At 59.8% G+C, this 3,143-nt stretch carries 4 protein-coding genes; all 4 read left to right on the forward strand.

Translation table 11 applies throughout. The annotated features are described in order from the left end of the window. Window positions 1–206 precede the first annotated feature (206 nt). A complete protein-coding gene (locus L0H65_RS17165; protein WP_301460447.1) occupies window positions 207–1,142 on the forward strand; it encodes a pseudouridine synthase in 936 nt (311 codons plus the stop codon). Window positions 1,143–1,264: 122 nt separating this feature from the next. Next, window positions 1,265–1,468, forward strand: coding sequence for a hypothetical protein (locus L0H65_RS17170; protein WP_301460444.1), 204 nt, complete (start codon window positions 1,265–1,267; stop codon window positions 1,466–1,468). Beyond that, window positions 1,469–2,344, forward strand: coding sequence for a 5-bromo-4-chloroindolyl phosphate hydrolysis family protein (locus L0H65_RS17175; RefSeq protein WP_301460445.1), 876 nt, complete (start codon window positions 1,469–1,471; stop codon window positions 2,342–2,344). It abuts the gene before it with no gap. Between the two features lie 36 nt (window positions 2,345–2,380). Further along, window positions 2,381–3,143 (forward strand): toxic anion resistance protein (locus L0H65_RS17180; protein WP_301460446.1); only part of this gene is annotated, 763 nt, incomplete at its 3' end.

Consider the following 3,143-nt stretch of genomic DNA (forward strand, 5'->3'; position numbering starts at 1 on the left):
CCCGCCGCGATGCCGCCCGCGCTTCCTCCAGCGCCAACTCCATATATGAGGTAAACCCGACCATCCCCCAGCCTTGCCGCGCCAAGATCGAAAGTTCAATCCCCTCTTGCCCCGTCTTCTCTGGTCAAATATCCTCGGGGGTTCCGGGGGCAGACAGCCCCCGGCGCTTGCCACGTCGCGATGACGTCGCCAATAAGGCTGATCCGATGACAAATCCCGCGAAAACCCCCAGCCAAACCACAGGCGCACCCGCAGGCGATCGTATCGCCAAAGTTCTGTCCCGCGCGGGCGTCGCCTCCCGGCGCGAGGCGGAGCGGATGATCCAGCTCGGTCAGGTCGCGGTCAACGGCAAGACCATCGACAGCCCGGCGCTGAATGTCACTGACCGCGACCGGATCACTGTTGACGGCCAACCCATCGGCCAACCCGAACCCGCTCGGCTTTGGCTCTATTATAAACCCGACGGGCTGGTCACCTCCAACAATGACGAAAAGGGCCGTGACACCATTTTCGATCATCTGCCCGCGGATCTGCCACGGGTGATGACAGTCGGTCGGCTTGACCTCAACTCCGAAGGGTTGCTCTTGCTGACCAATGACGGCGGGCTCAAACGCACGCTGGAACTGCCGTCGACCGGCTGGCTACGGAAATACCGCGTCCGCGTTAACGGCAACCCGACCGATCCGGATCTTGAACCACTGCGCCGCGGCATCACCATCGAGGGTGAAAAATTCCAGCCGATGATCGTCGTACTTGACCGGATCCAGGGCGCGAATGCCTGGCTGACCGTGGGACTGCGCGAAGGCAAGAACCGCGAGGTGCGCCGCGCAATGGCAGCGATCAACCTCACGGTGAATCGCTTGATCCGCGTCAGCTATGGTCCGTTCCGCCTGGGTGAACTGACACCCGGCGAGGTGACAGAAGTGAAAGGCCGCGTGTTGCGCGATCAATTGGGCCAGCGTGAGACGCCAGAGGATACCGTCGCCCCCAAACCCCGCGCCCGCCCATCAGGCCCGCGCATCGCAAAACCAAAGGCTGGCGCAGTTTCCGGTGCAAAATCCGGCACCCGGTCCCCATCGCGCACCCGTGCCGCGCCCGCGACATCGCCGCGAAGCCGGCAGCGACCGCCGAAAGGGGAATAAAGCAAGCCATTCCCCGCTCTGCGCACTGGCAAGCGGGGTTGCGCATCCTTATAGTTACTTTCTCGAACGGGGCGGTGGCAAACACGATGCCCCCAATTGTTTCAAGCGCCGGAGGCTGACAGATGATCGGATTTGCGCTCAGGGTGATCGTGCTGTTGTTGCCGTTCGCACTGATCTTTTTTGTCATCGCAAGGCTGCGCAGTGCAAAACCCGCAGTGGCCGCTCAGCCGGTTGAAAGGCCAAGCAGTCCCTTCAGCCTGGAATCTCTTTCTTTTGGCCTTTTGGTCGCTCTGACGGTTTATGTTGCCACGCTGGAGGTGCATTGAATGGCGCAGCGTTTCGGGGGCAAATACAGCCCGGATGGCACGACCTCTGGTCCCACCCCACCGCCGAATCCGTTTGACGGCAAACGCCGCACCAAGGCAGGTTTCAAATCCAACCTTCTGTTTTTCCTGCCGTTTCCTTTTGCGTGGAAGGCGTTTCAGGGCGATCCCACTGCGTTGATCTACGGCTTGCTGGCCTTTGCCCTGATGTTGGGGGGTGCCTGGATGACGCGTCAGGGCTTGTTCGCACAGGAAGCCTATGACGCGCGCCGCGTCGCGCGCCGTCCTGCCTTGCCGCGCAAAACGCTTGGCGCAATGTTGATCGGCGGCGGATTGGGCGTTGGCATGTTGATGGCCGGCCAGACGACAATCATTTCGACGATTATCGCCACCATCGGCGCGTTCCTGCACATTGGCGCTTTTGGGTTCGATCCACTGGCGGACAAAGGTGTCGAGGGGATGGATTCGTTCCAGACCGACCGCGTTGCGAAAGCGGTAGATGCGGGGGAATCGCAATTGGCCGCGATGCGCGATGCGATCCTGCGGGCGCGGGACCGCAAGTTGGAGGCGCGGGTGGATCACTTTGCCACCACCGCCCGGCAATTGTTCCGCACCGTTGAAAACGATCCGCGCGATCTGACTGCCGCGCGCAAATATCTGGGCATCTACCTACAGGGCGCGCGCGATGCGACGGTGAAATTCGTTGATCTCTATACCCAAAATCCGGATCCCAAGGTACGGGCGGATTACGAATCGCTGCTGACCGATCTGGAAACCAATTTCGCCAGCCGCACAACCGCCCTTTTGTCCGATAACCACAGCGATCTGAATGTCGAGATCGAAGTCTTGCGGGAACGCCTGCGCTTTGAAAATCGTTAACCCACGCCCTTCAAGCTGAACAGAGTGAGAGAACACATGGAAACTGCCACCCAACAAAGCGCCGCTGCCGCCTTGGCTCAGGTTCAGGAAATCACCGCAACCATTCTGCCGGAACCGGGCCGCGATGTCATCCCGCTGGAAGCTGCCACTCCGGCCCAATCTTCCGAGATTGAGAAGCGCATGGCTGAGATTGACATGACGAACACCCAGTCGATCATCTCCTTCGGGTCGTCGGCGCAGTCGGAATTGCAGGTGATCAGCCAATCCATGCTGGCGGATGTGAAGAACAAGGATGTTGGCCCGGCAGGTGACAGCCTGCGCAAGATGGTTTCGACCATTCGCGGCTTTTCGGTCTCGGAACTCGATGTCCGCCGCAAACGAACCTGGTGGGAAAGACTGCTGGGCCGCGCCGCGCCCTTTTCCAACTTCGTTGCGAAATATGAGGATGTACAGGGCCAGATCGACAACATCACCTCAACCCTCGATCAGCATCAGCATACGCTGCTGAAGGATATCAAATCGCTTGATGTTCTCTATTCCAAAACTCTGGATTTCTACAACGAGTTGGCACTTTACATCGCGGCGGGTGAAGCAAAGCTGAAGGTGCTTGATGCCAAGGACATCCCGGCAAAGGAGGCGGAGGTCAAAGCCGCCGCCGAAGAAAAGCAGGTGATGAAAGCGCAGGAATTGCGGGATCTGCGTTCCGCGCGTGATGATCTGGAACGCCGCGTGCATGACCTGAAACTGACCCGTCAGGTCACGATGCAATCGCTGCCCTCCATCCGGCTGGTGCAGGAAA

Source organism: Pseudorhodobacter sp. (assembly GCF_030452865.1).
Lineage (GTDB): Bacteria > Pseudomonadota > Alphaproteobacteria > Rhodobacterales > Rhodobacteraceae > Pseudorhodobacter.